Source organism: Nocardia sp. NPDC049707 (assembly GCF_040674855.1).
Taxonomy (GTDB): domain Bacteria; phylum Actinomycetota; class Actinomycetes; order Mycobacteriales; family Mycobacteriaceae; genus Nocardia.
Genome location: NZ_JBFANN010000034.1, coordinates 69,824 through 85,767, shown reverse-complemented (window position 1 = coordinate 85,767; position 15,944 = coordinate 69,824). Strand labels below are relative to the sequence as shown.

The window sequence follows — 15,944 nt, the reverse complement described above, 5'->3', positions numbered from 1 at the left end:
CAGACTGCCCTCAGCTACAGCGATCATGCTGCGACACAATCGCTTCGGAGTCATTTCACCTCCGGTATGGAAGTCGGCGCCTCGTGGCGCACGCAGTTCTGCTGCAGCGGCCAGCACTCGATCGGGTGGTACGGCGGCGGCGAGGGCGTCACGCTCGTCGTCGAGGTATCCGGTTCGCGGGCCGGATGGGCCGAATCGTGGGCGAGCGAACTCGTGATCACGATGAGGACCACAACCATGCCGACCAGGGCAGCCGCGAAGACTGCCCACCCCGCCGCCGTCTGCCGCCTGCTCGGCGGCAGCGGCGCGGGGATGACGTGCTGGCGCATCTCACGCGCCGACAACGATGGCGCTTTGGGCTGCACCTCGTCGAAGCCGTCGGCGAGCAGCTCGGCGCGGGAAGGCTTTTCGGTGGCGCCGAGCGCATCACAGGTGGTGACGACCCGATCCGCGGTCCAGCTGCGCGGTCCGGCGGAGAAACCCTCGAGGTAGATGCGGAGTTCGGTCGCATCACGGACATTCGCGACGATGATATCCATGCCGGGGCGCAGATTGGTCCGAGCCGGCCGCACTGCGACCCCGCGGAACGGCATGAGCACGGCGGAGCCGCAGATGTGGCCCGGATCGATCAGTGCCCGCTCCAGCCGGGTCTTCACCGCATGCACGCTGTGTTCCAGCTGATCGACGGGATTGCCGGGGATCTCCTCGTCCAAGTCGGCGGGCTCCGCGCTGATCGTCCACGGACCGTCGCCCGGAATATTCAGAATCCCGCTCTGGCGGCGTCGGAAGCCCTTGACATCGATCACGGTAATGCCGCGCGGGGTCAGAATGACCGCGTCGACCCTGCGCGACCCGTTCTCGCCGACCTCCAAACCGACCAATGCGACACCAGTCGTCGGATACGACCGCAGGCATTCGACGAACTCCTGTTCGGCACCGGAGAGATTCGCTCCGGTCTTGCTCTTCACCAGCATCGCGTATTCCCTGCCTCATCCGGTTCGAACCGGCGCCCCACCATCCACCGCGCCGGTACTGATGATGACCCGCCATCGCCGCGAAAACCACCGGAAAGCCAAGAAGATCTGCACAATCCTCCGACGATCGCGGACCTACCCGCTAGTACGCTCGGATCCGATCCGGCAGGACGGATCCCGCCACCGGCGACGGACAAGGAGGCACAAGCATGGTTCCGGCGTTGCAACCACGCATTTCACCCGGTCGGCTCCGGGAGCTCGGCCCGATCAATTGGGTTGTCTGGCAGATACTTTCGCGCGCGTCGGGGACGGACGACGCACATCTGTTCAGCACACTCGGCCGCACGGGGGGACTGTTCCGCGGCTGGCTGCACTTCTCCGGACGGTTGATGCCGGGCGGCCACCTGCCCCGGCATGAATCCGAGCTGGTCATCCTGCGCGTCGCCGAGCTGCGCGACTGCGCGTATGAAATGGACCATCACATTCGCCTCGGCCGGCGGGCGGGTGTCACACCGGAGATCCTGGACCGGGTTCGCACCGGCCCCGCCGCTGTCGGCTGGTCGGATAAGCATCGCGCGCTGCTCACCGCCGTCGACACGTTGGTCGAAACCCGCGATATCGACGACGCCACCTGGGCCGCCCTCGCCGAGCATTACGACGAGCGCAACCTGATCGAAATCGTGCTGCTCATCAATCAGTACGACGGACTGGCCGCGACCATCACCACGTTGCGGATCCAGCGCGACGGCATTTGACGAACCCCGGCGTCGGCGCACGGTTTGCTACTCGCGCCGACGCCGCTCATTTCGAAGTAGCAATTCCATAGCGATCACCACCGATAGCTCCTAAACTGAAACTCGGCACGCACAGAATGACGATCCTCGTACCCACCGTCATGCTGCACATCGGAACAACCACAGCTTTCGAGACCCACAACCGCAGTGTGTCGCACGCCAAAGCGCGATGACACCGAGATCGGAAACCCTCCATCAAGCTAGCTGACAATTAGCTGTCGGCTCGAGAGGAAAAAGGGGGCGTCATGACCATCAGCCTCGTGTTGATCGTGGCGGGATTCATTCTTCTGTCTATCGTGATCGCAACCTTCATGCTTCCCAGCGGTGCGGACGCCCCGCGGCATCCGGAACCGCCCAACGAAACCGACGATCCGTAACCCTTGCGGCTCAGCGGTTTTCGACGATATCCACCAGCCCGTCCAGGACTCGCGCCAGACCGAATTCGTAAGCATGGTCGGCGCTGTAGGCGGAATCGTGCGCCTGCCCGGCGACCGCGCCGATGCGGGCGGCCAGCGGGTAGCGCTCAGCGTCGAAGAACTGAGCCAATAGCGGGGCGGCGCGCTCCCACCATTGCCCGTCGGATATGGCGCTATCGGCGGCGGCACGTTCGGCGTCGATGGCGATGCGAGCCACCGAAGTGACGAAGCCGACGACATAGGTGACGGCGGCGTCCATCTCGAGATCACTGAGGCCGAGACCGTCGAAAGCGCGCAGTTCGTGTTCGTATTTGGCGGCGACGCCCGGGCCGAGCGGCGGCCGCGTGGTCGGCAGATAGGCGACCCACGGATGGCGGACCAGCATGGCGCGATTCTCGCCGGCGATCGTCGCGACGCGATCGCGCCAGGGTAGATCGGTCAGGTCGGCCCGCGACATCTCCTGGTAGACCGCATCGAGCATGAGGTCGACGAGTTCCGTCTTGCCCGGCACGTAGGTGTATGTGGCCATGGGTGTCAGCCCCAGCTTGGTGGCGACGGCTCGCATGGTGAGCGCGCCGATCCCCTCCGCATCCGCGATTTCGATGGCCGCCGCGACCACGGCATCCACACTGCTGCGCTGTTTCGGTCCACGCGCCGGGGCCGCGGGCACGCGCCACAGCAGTGCCAACGTCCGCACTGGATCGCCCGCGCTGCTGCGGTCCCGTGATTGCCCAGCCATGCCGCCTCCTCATTTACGTGCCACGAAAGCCGATCGTATCGGTGTGATCCACATGACAATGCGGCCGCTCGGAAATTTCTGTACAAAGTACAGCGTACTATGTACAGTGTTTGATGCCAACCCCAAGGAGGACCTTGTGAATATCACCGCTTCCGCCATCTCGCTCAATGTCGCCGACCCGGAGGCCTCGGCGAAGTTCGCCATCGACCACTTCGGCTTCACCGAGCAGATGTCGGCCGACGGTTTCGTCTCGGTCGCTCGCCCAGACGCCGGTTTCAACCTGTGCTACCTGCGCACCGGTCTCGGCAGCTTCAAGCCGAAAGACAAGGCCGGAAGTGCGGGCGAGGGCCTACTGGTCGCCTTCGTGGTGGACGATATCGACGCCGAGTACGAACGGCTCCAGCGCGAGGGCGTGCCGATCGTCACCCCGATCGAAACCGAACCCTGGGGCGAGCGCTATTTCCAGACGGCCGATCCGAACGGCATCATCCTGCAACTGGTGCAGTGGGTCTGATAGGCGTCGAGGTCGCACGCCATGCCGGAAGCAGGCGTGCGACCTGGGTAGCTTCAGCTGGCCAATTCCGTTGACACACACCGGGCTTGCGAAGTCTTACGACACGCAAGCCCGGTGAACTTACCTTTGAATGCATCACGCCAGGGCGTGCGACCTCGGCGCTCCGAACAGCCAATTCCTTTGCCGCACACCGGGCCGGTACGGCGCATCAATGTATTGCCGCGGCGGCACGCAAGCCCGGCGGAAGCTTCAGGCGAGGGCAGCGCGGAAGACCTCCACGGCGGGAGCAGAGGGACGGCCGAGCAGTTTCTGAAGGTCACCGGAGTCCACATCGAGGATGCCGTCACCGATACCGGCGTCTGCATCGGCGAGCACCGCGGCATAGGTGCCGGGCAGACCGGCCTGCTCGAGCGCCGCGCTGTAGTCCTGCTTGGACAGGTTCTCATAGCGCACCGGCTTGCCGGCTGCCTGCGAAATCACTTGGGCGAGTTCGGCATAAGTGAGGCGCTCATCGCCGCCGAGCTCGTAGATCCGGCCCGCGTGACCGTCACCGGTCAACACCTTGGCGGCCGCCTCGGCGTAGTCGGCGCGCGCCGCACCGGCTACCCGCCCCGCACCCGCCGCACCGCGCAGCACACCGGACTCGACCGTGTGCCCGAGCGCGCCGAAGTAGTTCTCCCAGTACCAACCGTTCCGCAGAAGGGTGTGCGGGACAGCCGATTCCGCAAGCACCTCCTCGGTGCCCCGGTGCTCCTGGGCCAGGATGAGCGGGTTCTCGGTGGCACGCGGAATGCTGGTGTAGGCGAGCAGCTTCACGCCCGCGCGCTCGGCGGCCCGAATGACGTTGGTGTGCTGGGCAACTCGGGTACCGAATTCATTACCGGAGATCAGCAGTACCCGGTCGACACCGGCCAGGGCGCGGTCGAGCGCTTCCGTGTCGTCGTAGGAGGCCTGCCGGACCTCGACACCCCGCTCGGCCAGATCGGCGACCTTCCGCGGATCACGCACGATCGCGACCACCGGCGTGGCCCCCTCGCGCAACAACGCCTCGACGACGAGACGGCCCAACTGCCCACCGGCTCCGGTTACAGCAACGGTCATGACTACCTCCATGGGTGTGTATGTTAAGTACTAACTATTAGTAAGTACTATGCACTCAGCAGCCACTTTGGTCAAGTTGGGTACTATCGATTCCATGACCACCCAGCGCCCGCCGTTGGTGGATACCGACGATCCGACGCTGGAAGCCGACGTATTCGCCCGAAACTGCACGTCACGACCGGTACTCCAAAATGTGGCCAGCCGCTGGGGCACGCTCGCCCTGGTCGCGCTGCGCGAAGGGCCGTACCGGTTCAGCGCCCTGCGCCGTCGCGTCGACGGCGTCAGCGAGCGCATGCTCTCGCAGACCCTGCAGACCCTCGAGCGCGACGGCATGGTGCACCGCGAGGTGCAGGAAACCATCCCGCCGCGAGTCGAATACACCCTCACCGACCTCGGCGCCCTGGTCGCCGAACGTCTCGAAGACCTCATCCAGATCGTCGAAACCAATATGCCCCGAGTCCGCGAGGCCCAAGCCGCCTATCACCGCGACTGACACCGAGCCCGAATTGGTCGGCAACCGTCATGCGCTGCTTCTCGGCCGACGCCGCAACCACTGCGTGGTGATCAACTGACCAGCTGTGCGGGCAGGGAAGGTGGGGCGGTTGCGATGGGTTGGTGTTGGTATGGAAATTTCCTCGGCTGTTGATTTCGCGCGGACCACCAAGCGGTCCGTGCTCACGACTATTCGGCGCAATGGCCGCCCACAGCTGTCCAATGTGCTGCATGTGGTGGGTGACGACGGGATCATTCGCATCTCCATCACCGCCGACCGGGCCAAGTACCACAACCTGGTGCGCGATCCATGGGCCGCCATCCACGTCACCCGCGACGACTTCTACGCCTACGCCGTCATCGAGGGCACGGTCGACCTCACCCCGGTCGCCGCCGACCCCAATGACGCCGCCGTCGACGAACTGGTCGCGTACTACCGAGCGGGCTCGGGCGAGCACCCCGACTGGGACGAATACCGCAAGGCCATGGTCACCGACCACCGCGCTCTCGTCCGCCTGACCCCCACCCATGCCTACGGCATGCTCTGACCTCAGTGCTTCAGCAGATCCGACACCGTGACGAATTGATAACCCGCGGAACGGAGTTCGCCGACTATGCGCGGGATGGCGGCAAGGGGTTCATTCCACTGGCCCATGACGTGCAGTAGGACAATGGAACCCGGCCGTACCTCGGCGACGGTCTCGGCGACGATGGCGTCGATGCTCGCCTGTTTACCCGAGTCTGGTTCCACATCCCAGGTGATCGTGGTGCGGTCGTGGTCGGAGAGGTATTTCGGGAGGGTCAAGAGCTTCTTGCCGTAGGGCGGGCGGAAGGTAATCGGGCCCTGGTAACCGGTTTTCGCGATTTCCGCGTCGGTTCGTTCGATCTCGTCGCGGACGGTATCGCCGGAGACGAATACCATGCGGCGATGGCTATAGGTGTGATTGCCGATTTCGTGACCGGCCTGCGCGATGGCCCTGCCATACTCCGGATGTGCGGCCAAATCGCGGCCCATGAGATAGAAGGTAGCCGGAATACCGGCTTCGGCAAGAACTTTCAGCACTTCGGGCGCTTTGTCGGTCGGCCCGTCGTCCAGGGTCAGCGCAACCACCTTGTCGGTCGTATCGACCCGGTTCACCAACCGCCCCGCCAGTTGGAAGGTGCGCGAGTTCATCAGGTAATAGCCGCCGACCACCAGCGCCAGCACCACCACGAGTACCAGCGCGCTACCGATCAACCACTTGCGTCGCATGTTGCGCTCCAACGGAAAACGGTGGTGCCCAGACCTTTTCGGCCCGAACACCACCGCCTTCGATACGGATCAGAAGTTGATCATGTGGCCTGCGAGGCCGTGGAACGCTTCCTGCAGCGCTTCGCTCAGCGTCGGGTGGGTGTGGACGTTGCGGGTCAGCTCATTGACGGTCAGGTCCCACTTCTGAGCCAGGGTCAGCTCCGGCAGCAACTCGGAGACGTCCGGCCCGATGAGGTGGCCGCCGAGCAGTTCGCCGTACTTGGCGTCGGCGACGAGCTTGACGAAACCGGTCGGATCACCGAGGCCGTGCGCCTTGCCGTTGGCGGTGAACGGGAAGGTGGCGACCTTCACGTCGTAGCCCTCGTCCCTGGCCTGCTGCTCGGTGAGACCGAAGCTGGCGACCTGCGGCTGGCAGAAGGTGGCACGCGGCATCATCCGGTAGTCGCCGAGGGTGACCGTCGGCGCACCGGCGATGGTCTCCGCGGCAACGACGCCCTGGGCCTCCGCGACATGGGCGAGCTGCAGCTTCGCGGTCACGTCACCGATGGCGTAGATGTGCGGCACATTGGTGCGCATATTGTCGTCGATGACGATGGCGCCGCGCTCGAGCGCGACACCGGTGTTCTCCAGGCCATAGCCCTCGACCCGAGGCGCGAAGCCGACGGCCTGCAGCACCTTGTCGACGGTGACCGTCTCCAAGTTGCCGGTCTTGTTGTCCTTGATCGACACGGTGACCTTCGAACCGTCGTCGTCGATCGACTGCACGGCCGCACTGGTGGTGATCGTGATGCCGAGCTTCTTGTACTGCTTGGTGATCTCCTTGGAGACGTCCACGTCCTCGTTCGGCAGCGCACGGTCCAGGAACTCCACGATGCGCACGTCGACGCCGTAGTTCTTCAGGACGTAGCCGAACTCCATGCCGATCGCGCCCGCACCGACGATGAGGATGGAACCGGGCAGGTCGCGAGTGAGGATCTGCTCCTCATAGGTCACCACATTCGCGCTGAGCGAGGTGCCCGGCAGCAGCTTGGTGACCGTGCCCGTGGCGATGATGACATTGCTGAAGGTGATCGTCTCGGTACCGCCGCTGGACAGGGCGACCGAGAGGGTGTTCGCGTCGGTGAAGGTGCCCTTACCGTCGAACTCGTCGATCTTGTTCTTCTTCATCAGGAAGTGGACGCCCTTGACCCGGCCGTCGGCGACCTTGCGGCTGCGGTCGAACGCGACACCGAAGTCGAAGTTCACCTCACCCGAGATGCCGAAGGTCTTGGCTTCCTTGGTGAAGATATGCGCGAGTTCCGCGTTGCGCAGCAGCGCCTTGGAAGGGATGCAGCCAACATTGAGGCAGACACCACCCCAATACTTCTGCTCGACGATCGCGGTACGGAGGCCAAGTTGTGCCGCGCGGATGGCGGCGACATAACCGCCAGGTCCGGCACCGAGAACGACAACGTCGTAATGGGAAGTCACGTCGTCGAGCCTAACTCCGTGGAGCAAACTTCACCCACCGTCCCCCTGCAACTATGAGACGCGCGCCACATGGCACCGCGACTTTCCTGCGACCGGGTAACTGCAACGGGCCGCGACACCTAGGCTGGCGGCTGCGACACACGGTGGGGTGAACTAAACCCCGCACTCCGCCAGCAGCACTGATAGCGATCGACTCTCGAGCCGAATGTGCACCTATCGGTGCGCGCACCAGGCGGAATCGTCAGCGCGGTGAACATTATTTACACGATGGCGACCGCGGACGGTTCGGCCCGGCTGACGATAATTGGGCCGGTGGTGACCTCCGATGACGTACGCCGGATCGCGCTGAGCCTGCCGCGAACGACCGAGGCGCTGGTGCGGGACCGGGTCAAGTTCCGGGTTGGCCGCATCGTGTACCTGGCGCTGTCCACGGACGAGACCCGGATGGGTTTCGCCTTTCCCAAGCAGGAGCGAGTGGCGCTGGTCACGGGTGAGCCGGACAAGTTCTTGATGCCACTGCCGCGCGACGAGCGATACAACTGGGTCCGGGTGCGCCTCGATGCCATCGACGAGGCGGAGTTGACGGAACTGGTCATCGAGGCGTGGCGGATGGTCGTCCCCAAGCGCGTCGCAGCCGAACACCTCGGCGCCTGAGCCAGCGCGCTAGTCGCGCCAGACCTGCTGTGCGACCCGGGCGAAGTTGCCGCCGAATACCGCCGCTCGGTCGGCCGCGCCGAATCCGCGATCGGCGAGTACCGCGTCCAGCCCGGGTTGCTCGTCGACCCCCAAGAGGTCCTCCGGCGGCACCCATTGCAGCGGTCCCCATTTCGTATACGCGTCGGAAAACGCACCCGGGTCCTGCGTGAGCATGTCATTGAAATCCTCGGCATCGAAGGAGTAGTCCGACCCGATGCCGATATGTTCGATCCCGACGAGCTCCACGCCGTATTCGATATGCGCGGCCATGGCCGCCACCCGCTCGGCCCGGCCATCGACCGCGTTCTGCCCCAGGAAGATTCCCACGCCATTGATACCGATAACTCCGCCGGTGCGCGCACAGGCCAGCGCCTGTTCATCTGTGATATTGCGCGGATGCGTCCACAGTGCCGCGAAATTGGAATGGCTGTAGATCATCGGAACCCCGGTACATTCGGCCAGGTCCAGCCCGGTGCGCCGGGAGCAGTGCGAACCGTCGACGAATATGCCGACCTCGTTCTGTTTGCGCACCAGATCTCGGCCATAAGCGGTGAGCCCGGTGTCGCTGGTATCCAAACAGCCACAGCCGGCCGCATTGGCGTGGTTGTAGGTCGGCAGCATCGAACGGACGCCCAGTTCGTAGAACATCTCGAGGTTATCCGGGTCACCGCCGAGCGGTCCGGAATCCTCCAGGTCGAAGGCCAGCGAAATGGTGTCGGCGGCACCGATATCGGCGAACCGCTCGACCAGCCGGAAGCGATCGTCGCCCAGCGCATCCCGGCGGAACTTGTGCAGCAGCGCCAGCGAATCCGCGGTCGACTGCCGCGAATAACCGACGTTCACCGATAAATACGACCCGAGCGGATAGCGTGCCAGATCCGAGATTCGCGCGGAATGCGATAATGGCAGGCAGCAGTGCTGCTCCCAGAGAAACTGTGGCAAACCCGACCACCTTCCACTCGGATCGGTATCGGAGCAGCGGTCCTACTGAGCCGACCGGTACGGATGTCACACCTTGACACATGTTGGGCAACCGGTAACAGTGTGCCCGAATTGCCCGATTCTTCGGGGGGTATCTCACATTTAACGGCCGCTCGGCAACAATGTGGACATGACGGGCGTTGAACACACTGTGACCGATCCCTACCTGTGGCTCGAAGAAGTAACCGATGAGCGGGCCCTCGACTTCGCCCGCGCGCACAACGAGGTGGTCGTCGAGCGTTTCGCCAGCTCCGATCGGTTCACCGAGCTCGAGCACCGCATCCTGGACATGCTCGACACCGATACCAAGATCGCCTACCCGGGCCGGCGCGGCCACTGGCTCTACAACTTCTGGCGCGATGCCGAACATCCGCGCGGGCTGTGGCGGCGCACCACCTTCGCCGAATACGCCAAGGAAGCGCCGGACTGGGATGTGCTGATCGACCTGGACGCGCTCGGCACCACGGAGGGCGAGAACTGGGTGTGGGGCGGTGCCGCGGTGCTGCGGCCGGAACAGTCGCGTGCGCTCATCAGCCTGTCCCGCGGCGGCGCGGATGCCAAGGTCGTGCGCGAATTCGATATCGAAACAAGGGAATTCATCGATCCCGCCGACGGCGGCTACTTCCTGTCCGAGGCGAAATCCGATATCCGCTGGATCGATATCGACTCGGTGTACGTCGGCACCGATTTCGGTCCGGGTTCGCTCACCGATTCCGGCTACCCGCGCATCGCCAAGCGCTGGCGGCGCGGCACCCCGATCACCGAGGCCGAAACGGTATTCGAGGGCGAGGTAGGCGATGTCTCGATCTCGGCCGGCTATGACCGCACGCCCGGCTATGAACGGCATTTCGTGGGCCGTGCCACCGACTTCTTCAACGAAGAGGTGTACCTGCTCGAAAGCGACGGCAGTCTGCGGCATCTCGAGGTGCCGACCGACGCCAGCGAATCCTGGTACAAGGATTGGTTCCTGGTGCGATTGAAGTCGCCGTGGGAAATCGGGGACAAGACCTACCCCGCCGGTGCGCTGCTGGCCATCGACTTCGAGAAATTCCTTTCCGGCGCACGGGAATTCGAGGTGATCTTCACCCCGGACGCGCACACCTCGCTGCACGGCTACGGCTGGACCGAGAACCATCTGCTGCTCATCACCCTCGAGGACGTGCAGACCAAGCTCTACGTCCTCACGCCCGGCCCGGACGGCTGGCACACGGAGCCACTCGCCGATACCCCGCCGATGGCGACCACCAGCGTGATGAATCTGGACCCGCTCGAGGGCGGCGACGAATTCATGCTGACCACAAGCGGATTCACCACTCCCGCCACGCTGCTCGCCAGCGCGGTCGGCGGCCGGACCGAACAACTCAAACAGGAACCGGGCTTCTTCGATGCCGACGGCATCGAGACCGAGCAGTTCTTCGCGCGTTCCGATGACGGAACCATGGTGCCGTACTTCGTGATCCGCCATCGCGACCGAAAGGGCACTCCCGGTCCGACGGTGATGTCCGGCTACGGCGGCTTCGAGGTATCCCGCACCCCCGGCTACGGCGGCGCCTCCGGCATGGGCTGGCTGGAACGCGGCGGCACCTGGGTAATGACCAATATCCGTGGCGGCGGCGAATACGGCCCCCAGTGGCACACCTCGGCGCAGAAGGCCAACCGGCACAAGGTCTATGAGGACTTCTCCTCGATCGCCAAGGATCTGGTGGCCCGCGGCATCACCACACATGAGCAGCTGGGTGCCGTCGGCGGCAGCAATGGCGGCCTGCTCATGGGCGTCATGCTGACGCGCTATCCGGAACTGTTCGGCGCCATTGTCTGCCAGGTCCCGCTGCTCGATATGCAGCGATATCACCTGCTGCTGGCCGGTGCGTCCTGGATAGCCGAATACGGCGATCCGGATAAGCCCGAGGAGTGGGAGTACATCAGCAAGTACTCGCCCTACCAGAACGTGCGCGCCGACGCGTCCTACCCGCCGATCCTGCTGACCACCTCCACCCGCGACGACCGAGTCCACCCGGGGCACGCCCGCAAAATGGCGGCGCTGCTGGAGGAACAGGGCCACACCGTCTGGTACCACGAGAATATCGAGGGTGGCCACGGCGGCGCGGCCGACAACAAGCAGTCGGCGTTCCAGGCCGGACTCATCTACGAGTTCTTCACCCAGATGCTGATGGAGCCGTCCGCGTAATCACGTCCGATCGGCCCGGTGCACCCTGCCCAGGTTGCACCGGGCCGATCTCTTGCGAAATCGCCGACCACACTTAGCGCCTTCGACACCTAGCGGCGCCGTCCGATCAGCGGTCCCGCAGCCACTTCTCGATCTGATCGACCGTGCTGCGGTACCGACGGATCCAGCCGTTGTGCCCCAACGGTTCCGGCTGCTCCCAGGTGGTCACCTCGGCCGCGGGCATCTTGGCCAGCAAGTGCGCGGCCGAACTGCTCGGTGCGACGTCGTCGCCGGTCATGGTGATGGACAGCACCGGCAGCTTCAGTCTGGCGATCCGCTCTTCGTAGTCGATATCCGCATCGACCGGCACGAAACGGCCGGTGCGGGCCAGCCGGGCCCAGTCCGACATCAGCACCTTGGACTGGCGTCCGAAGCCGCCGAGCGAGATCAGGTCGCCGGGCCAGAAACCGGCCAGATTGGCCGTCAGCGACACGGCCGTGGCGCCGGCCAACATGCCGGGCCCCGAAATGCCCCGGAACCCACGGTGATACGGGGTACCAGAGGCGATCAGGATCAGCCCGCCCAAGCGGCCCCGGATCCGCGACGCGTACAGCACCGCGAGTTGACCGCCCATGCTGTGGCCGAGCAGATACGGGGTGCTCTCCGGGAAACGGTCGCGCACCACCGAGAAGATCGCCGGGAAGTCGACCGACACCAACTCGTGGTAGCCGAAGGTGCTCGCGGCGCTCGGGCGCGGGCGACTGTCACCCGCGCCGCGCAGCTCACCGATCGCGATATCGAAGCCGCGCGCGGCCAGCCCCTGGGCGAACAGTTCGTAGTAACCGGCCGGAACACCGAGGCCGGGCACCATCACCACCACCGGACGCGGCGCATCGGGGCGTACCGGATGCCGATGCGCCCCGGTCGCCGGAAACAGCCGCACCGGTACGGTGGTGCCGTCCGGCATCTGGATCGGAACCGTCTCCATAGAGCGCACGCTAGCCGACGCTCGGGCGGAACTACGCGCCGACCGCACCCATGATCACGCGGCTCAGCACCCGGATCACGTCATCTAGTGGCGGTCGCGGATCCGAACCGCTCCAGGAATCCACCACGTAGTTGACCGCGCCGATGATGGCGAGCACCCGCATCTCGTAGTCGCCCGTTGGGATTTCGCCGTGCAGGGCCGCATCCTCCGCAGCGCTGGCGAGTAGCGAGCCCCAGACGCGACGCAACTCCAGCCGGAACTTCTCGACCTTCGGCCCAGCGCCGACGACCTCCACCAGTGCCACCCGCGCCTTGCGCGGATCGGAGCCGATGGATCCGACGTAGGCGCGCACCGAGGCATCGATGGTCTCCAGTGCGGTCGCATCGGATTTCTTCTCGAGGGCGGCGGTCACCGCTTCGCGCGATTCCCTGTCGATCTGCTCGTAGAGCTCGAGTAGGAGGGATTCGCGGCCGGTGAACTCCTCATAGAACTGCCTCGAGGAGAGTCCGGCGTCCTTACAGATAGCGCCGACCGAACTATTGGCGTAGCCGTCGCGCGCAAAGACCGTCAGGCCCGATTCCAGAAAACGCGCACGCCGCTGACGTTGCCGGTCCTCTACGGGTTGCCCGGCATACATTCGTCCCGTATTCGCATCCTGTGACATTGGGGCAGACAATACCGAAGGGCCCGATCCCCTCGTCATGGATCGGGCCCTTTGTATCAACCTTCAGCAGAATAGTCGTTAGCCGAAAGTTGGCCGCGCGGTTGCTATTGCGCTTGTGGTCCGCCGATCTCCGATCTCACTGCCACGACGATGATCTTCACTGGCTGTTTGCCACAACGGAGGATACCAAGGGGTTCGGCACGCCGAAATCTTTTGAAGGACTATTTTTAGAATAATTCTTTCGACAGCCCTTTCAACAACGCGGGCAGTTCCGCCACGGAATCGATGACGTGATCCGGTGCCGCCGAGGCCGCCGCCAGAACGGCGGGCCGAAATTTGCCGGTGCGCACCAGAACTCCGGTCATACCGACCTGTTGGGCGGCAAGCACATCGGAGTGCAAATCGTCACCGATCATCAGCACCTCGGCCGGATCGAGGCCCATAAGGTCCGCGCAGGTATGGAATCCGGCCGCCGCGGGCTTGCCGACCACCACGATCCCGGCATTGCCCGCCGCCTCCAGACCCGGCAGGTACGCGCCAGCATCGATGCGGAGTCCGGTCTCGGTGGCCCAGGTCAGGCCGCTGTGCATCGCCACAGCCGGGATACCGTCCAGCATCAGTTCGGCCACCCGACTCAGCGCATCATGGGTGAATTCCGCACCGGCGCCGCCGATTACGATGACATCCGGATGTTCGTCGTCGAGTCTCAACTCGGCGAGGTCGGTCTCGATATCACCGTGATTGAGCACCCAGACTGCCGCATCCGGGTAGCGGCGGCCGACATACTCGCCGGTGAGCCGGGCGGCGGTGACGATCTCCGCGGCATCGACCTCGAATCCGGCATCCCGCAGCCGCTCGGCGATCTCGTCGCAGGTGCGAGACGTGGTATTGGTGAGAAACCCTCGGCGCAAACCACTTTCGCGCACGCGACGCACGGCGTCGACCGCACCGCCGAGCGCGCGCCAAGAAGTCACCAGCACGCCGTCGATGTCGTAGAGCACACCGCGTATGTCGCCGGACATGGGTTCAGCCTACGACTATCGCGCGTAGTCGTCGCCGCATCCGTTGGGCGGGGCGCGTCAGCGGGCGGCGGCGAAACCGCGGGCGGCGCGCGCGAGCATCCATGGCACGAGTCGACGATGGAATGGCCGCACGACGGCGAAATACCTTCGGCCCCAGCGGTTTCGATATTTGACCAGCGAGGTGATGGTGACCGTGCCGCCGTCGACGAGAACCGAGACGATAAAATCGAGGACCGTCATCACATCGGCGGTCACGTGCTCATGCTCATCGCTTTCGCGATCGGGAAAAGGCTTGCCGAAGAATATCTTTCGGGTCCATTCCCGAGGATCGGTCGGCGCGCCGGGCGGCAACGCAATTTCGTAGGAATCGATGTAATCCCAATCGGTCCCCGACGAGCGCGCCAAGGCCGCGCGTTCGGGAATTTCGACTCGCACATAAGTCGGCATCGCATTCCTCCAATAACCCATACGGTAGCGTATGGAACGACCATACGGTAGCGTACGGGAATGGCACAAGGGGATGCGACCGCGAGGACGCGGCTCAGCGCCACCGACTGGGCACATGCCGCGCTGGATGCGCTGGCAGAGGGTGGCCTGGCGGCGGTCGCCGTCGAGCCCATCGCCAAGCGGCTCGGCACCACCAAGGGCAGCTTCTACTGGCACTTCAAGGACCGCGCGGCCCTCATCGACGCGGCACTCGCGCGCTGGGAGCAGCGCAGCACCGACAATGTGATCGCCGAGATCAGCGTCGAGCCCGACCCGGCCGAGCGATTGCATCGACTCTTCGCCCACGTCATCGACTACGCGGCCACCGGACGCATCGAATTGGCACTACTGGCCTCGGCGGACCAGGCGGCGGTCGCCGCGACATTGCGCCGAGTCGCGGACCGCCGCATCGAATACGTCGCGGAACTGCTGCGCGAAATGGGGCTCACCGCCGGGCAGGCGCGGACCAGAGCTGTTGTCGCCGTGAGCATTTACCACGGCTTCAACCAACTGGCCCGTGTCTCCCCCGACGCGCTGCCGAGCACCGAGGCCCAGCGGAGGGCGTTGGTGGACAGCGCATTCGAGAGTCTGCTGCCGAAACGTAGCTGAATCAGCTGCCGCCGCCCGGGAGCTATTTTTTCGGCGCGGATTCGGAGCGGATGGAGTCGAGCATATCGGCGCAGCGGGCGAGCAGTTCGCGCAGCGCGGCATGCTCGGCCGCGGTGAATTCGCCGGCCAATGCGCGTTCCACGCGGACGGCGCTCGCGTCCGCCTCTTGTGCCAGCGCTGCGCCCGCTTCGGTGAGACGAGTCTCCAGGACGTTCTTGTGCCAGGCGTGCGGGGTGCGCTCGATGAGGCCGCGGTCCTGGAGATTCGTCAGGATCGTATTCATCGTCGGCGGGGTCACCCCGCACAGGCGGGCCAGCGCGGCGGCATTGATGCCCGGGTTTTCGATGAGGAACAGCAGGGCCCCGTACTGGGGAACGGTGAGGCCCGCCGGTTTGAGCGCCGCACTCTTCGCCGAGCTGAGGGCCTGTTCGGCGCGCTTGATATACGAGCCGAGGCGCTCGGAGGAGTGCATGGACGTCATATCCGCATGGTAACTGCCCGTCTTCTGCTTAGACCCTTGACGTTGATTAGAGTTCTAATATACGTTCGTTCGCGTTCTGAGATGTGAATACAACCAGA

19 protein-coding genes are annotated in these 15,944 nt (G+C 64.6%); 8 read left to right on the top strand and 11 right to left on the bottom strand.

What is annotated here, in order from left to right; all coding sequences use genetic code 11:
* Nucleotides 1-50: 50 nt before the first annotated feature.
* A complete protein-coding gene (locus tag AB0J29_RS26490; protein ID WP_364791677.1) occupies nt 51-974 on the bottom strand; it encodes a nuclease-related domain-containing protein in 924 nt (307 codons plus the stop codon).
* A 221-nt stretch (nt 975-1,195) separates the two neighbouring features.
* Between AB0J29_RS26490 and AB0J29_RS26485 the strand changes: the two genes are divergently transcribed.
* Entirely contained in the window at nt 1,196-1,729 is a 534-nt protein-coding gene (locus tag AB0J29_RS26485) for a carboxymuconolactone decarboxylase family protein (RefSeq protein ID WP_364791698.1), read from the top strand.
* Nucleotides 1,730-2,013: 284 nt separating this feature from the next.
* Entirely contained in the window at nt 2,014-2,145 is a 132-nt protein-coding gene (locus AB0J29_RS26480) for a hypothetical protein (protein WP_364791674.1), read from the top strand.
* Between the two features lie 10 nt (nt 2,146-2,155).
* Here AB0J29_RS26480 and AB0J29_RS26475 read toward each other — a convergent pair whose 3' ends face one another.
* Nucleotides 2,156-2,923, bottom strand: coding sequence for a TetR/AcrR family transcriptional regulator C-terminal domain-containing protein (locus tag AB0J29_RS26475; protein WP_364791671.1), 768 nt, complete (start codon nt 2,921-2,923; stop codon nt 2,156-2,158).
* Nucleotides 2,924-3,059: 136 nt separating this feature from the next.
* Between AB0J29_RS26475 and AB0J29_RS26470 the strand changes: the two genes are divergently transcribed.
* Nucleotides 3,060-3,437 carry a VOC family protein gene (locus AB0J29_RS26470; protein ID WP_364791668.1) on the top strand — a complete coding sequence of 126 codons (378 nt, stop codon included), beginning with the start codon at nt 3,060-3,062 and terminating at the stop codon, nt 3,435-3,437.
* 249 nt (nt 3,438-3,686) lie between these two features.
* Here AB0J29_RS26470 and AB0J29_RS26465 read toward each other — a convergent pair whose 3' ends face one another.
* Nucleotides 3,687-4,538, bottom strand: a complete 852-nt coding sequence (locus AB0J29_RS26465) for an SDR family oxidoreductase (RefSeq protein WP_364791665.1) — start codon at nt 4,536-4,538, stop codon at nt 3,687-3,689.
* 94 nt (nt 4,539-4,632) lie between these two features.
* Here AB0J29_RS26465 and AB0J29_RS26460 point away from each other — a divergent pair, with 94 nt between their 5' ends.
* Together AB0J29_RS26460 and AB0J29_RS26455 are read left to right on the top strand one after the other, a co-directional pair.
* A complete protein-coding gene (locus AB0J29_RS26460) occupies nt 4,633-5,031 on the top strand; it encodes a helix-turn-helix domain-containing protein (protein ID WP_364791662.1) in 399 nt (132 codons plus the stop codon).
* A gap of 130 nt (nt 5,032-5,161) precedes the next feature.
* A complete protein-coding gene (locus AB0J29_RS26455) occupies nt 5,162-5,578 on the top strand; it encodes a PPOX class F420-dependent oxidoreductase (protein WP_364791659.1) in 417 nt (138 codons plus the stop codon).
* 2 nt (nt 5,579-5,580) lie between these two features.
* Here the strand turns inward: AB0J29_RS26455 and AB0J29_RS26450 are convergent, their stop codons facing one another.
* Complete coding sequence (locus AB0J29_RS26450; RefSeq protein ID WP_364791656.1) at nt 5,581-6,282, bottom strand: polysaccharide deacetylase family protein; 702 nt, start codon at nt 6,280-6,282, stop codon at nt 5,581-5,583.
* 69 nt (nt 6,283-6,351) lie between these two features.
* Nucleotides 6,352-7,752 carry a dihydrolipoyl dehydrogenase gene (gene lpdA, locus AB0J29_RS26445; protein WP_364791653.1) on the bottom strand — a complete coding sequence of 467 codons (1,401 nt, stop codon included), beginning with the start codon at nt 7,750-7,752 and terminating at the stop codon, nt 6,352-6,354.
* Between the two features lie 267 nt (nt 7,753-8,019).
* On the opposite strand from lpdA, the gene AB0J29_RS26440 reads away from it, so the two are divergent.
* Complete coding sequence (locus AB0J29_RS26440; RefSeq protein WP_364791649.1) at nt 8,020-8,406, top strand: MmcQ/YjbR family DNA-binding protein; 387 nt, start codon at nt 8,020-8,022, stop codon at nt 8,404-8,406.
* 9 nt (nt 8,407-8,415) lie between these two features.
* Here the strand turns inward: AB0J29_RS26440 and AB0J29_RS26435 are convergent, their stop codons facing one another.
* Nucleotides 8,416-9,390: a membrane dipeptidase gene (locus AB0J29_RS26435; protein ID WP_364791646.1), complete on the bottom strand. Its 975-nt coding sequence runs from the start codon at nt 9,388-9,390 to the stop codon at nt 8,416-8,418.
* Between the two features lie 169 nt (nt 9,391-9,559).
* Here AB0J29_RS26435 and AB0J29_RS26430 point away from each other — a divergent pair, with 169 nt between their 5' ends.
* A complete protein-coding gene (locus AB0J29_RS26430) occupies nt 9,560-11,617 on the top strand; it encodes a prolyl oligopeptidase family serine peptidase (protein ID WP_364791643.1) in 2,058 nt (685 codons plus the stop codon).
* A gap of 106 nt (nt 11,618-11,723) precedes the next feature.
* On the opposite strand, the gene AB0J29_RS26425 is transcribed toward AB0J29_RS26430, so the two are convergent.
* From AB0J29_RS26425 to AB0J29_RS26410, 4 genes are all read right to left on the bottom strand, one after another.
* Complete coding sequence (locus AB0J29_RS26425) at nt 11,724-12,584, bottom strand: alpha/beta fold hydrolase (protein ID WP_364791640.1); 861 nt, start codon at nt 12,582-12,584, stop codon at nt 11,724-11,726.
* Nucleotides 12,585-12,615: 31 nt separating this feature from the next.
* Nucleotides 12,616-13,248, bottom strand: a complete 633-nt coding sequence (locus tag AB0J29_RS26420; RefSeq protein WP_364499799.1) for a TetR/AcrR family transcriptional regulator — start codon at nt 13,246-13,248, stop codon at nt 12,616-12,618.
* A 227-nt stretch (nt 13,249-13,475) separates the two neighbouring features.
* Complete coding sequence (locus AB0J29_RS26415) at nt 13,476-14,270, bottom strand: HAD-IIA family hydrolase (protein WP_364791636.1); 795 nt, start codon at nt 14,268-14,270, stop codon at nt 13,476-13,478.
* Nucleotides 14,271-14,327: 57 nt separating this feature from the next.
* A complete protein-coding gene (locus AB0J29_RS26410) occupies nt 14,328-14,717 on the bottom strand; it encodes a DUF2867 domain-containing protein (protein WP_364791633.1) in 390 nt (129 codons plus the stop codon).
* 60 nt (nt 14,718-14,777) lie between these two features.
* Here AB0J29_RS26410 and AB0J29_RS26405 point away from each other — a divergent pair, with 60 nt between their 5' ends.
* Nucleotides 14,778-15,365 carry a TetR/AcrR family transcriptional regulator gene (locus tag AB0J29_RS26405; protein WP_364791630.1) on the top strand — a complete coding sequence of 196 codons (588 nt, stop codon included), beginning with the start codon at nt 14,778-14,780 and terminating at the stop codon, nt 15,363-15,365.
* 22 nt (nt 15,366-15,387) lie between these two features.
* Here the strand turns inward: AB0J29_RS26405 and AB0J29_RS26400 are convergent, their stop codons facing one another.
* Nucleotides 15,388-15,846 carry a MarR family transcriptional regulator gene (locus AB0J29_RS26400; RefSeq protein ID WP_364791627.1) on the bottom strand — a complete coding sequence of 153 codons (459 nt, stop codon included), beginning with the start codon at nt 15,844-15,846 and terminating at the stop codon, nt 15,388-15,390.
* Between the last annotated feature and the right edge of the window lie 98 nt (nt 15,847-15,944).